Annotated in this window: 2 rRNA genes; both read left to right on the forward strand. The window is 41.5% G+C overall.

The features are described from left to right. Nucleotides 1-132: ribosomal RNA gene (locus FLP_RS25665) — 23S ribosomal RNA — on the forward strand; the annotation flags it as partial. 130 nt (nt 133-262) lie between these two features. Continuing rightward, nucleotides 263-372 (forward strand): 5S ribosomal RNA (rrf, locus tag FLP_RS19680). Nucleotides 373-549: the final 177 nt, after the last annotated feature.

The raw sequence follows: 549 nt of genomic DNA on the forward strand, positions 1-549 counted from the left end.
AATAAGCGCGAAACCCACCACAAGATGAGATTTCTTTTAAGGATCGTGGAAGATGACCACGTTGATAGGCTATAGATGTAAAGGCAGTAATGTCATAGTCGAGTAGTACTAATAATCCGTAAGCTTATGTACACCCTTTTCCCCCGACTCCGGTCGGGGGGAGAAACTTTCTAATAAATAAAATACTTTTCTTTATCTCAGTATGTTAAGATATTGTGTAATGTTGACTAGCTAAGGCTAATCACCCATTGCAAAACGGCCTTAAGGTGGTTATTGCGGCGGGGCTCACCTCTTCCCATCCCGAACAGAGTAGTTAAGCCCGCCTGCGCAGATGGTACTGCAGTTATGTGGGAGAGTATGTCGTCGCCTTTCTTTTAAGAATCCTTCCCGATTTATCGGGAGGGATTTTTTGTTTATATCACTTTGTGAAATTTACCGCAAAGTACGCAAAGGTTTTTTTTATTGTCTGTACTGCTTTTTTTTTTAAGGCCGCAAAGGCTGTTCGTCTCGCATCTTTTTCTTATACCTATGTGTCTTCTCCTTCTGATT

It is taken from the genome of Flavobacterium piscis (genome assembly GCF_001686925.1).
GTDB classification, from domain to species: domain Bacteria; phylum Bacteroidota; class Bacteroidia; order Flavobacteriales; family Flavobacteriaceae; genus Flavobacterium; species Flavobacterium piscis.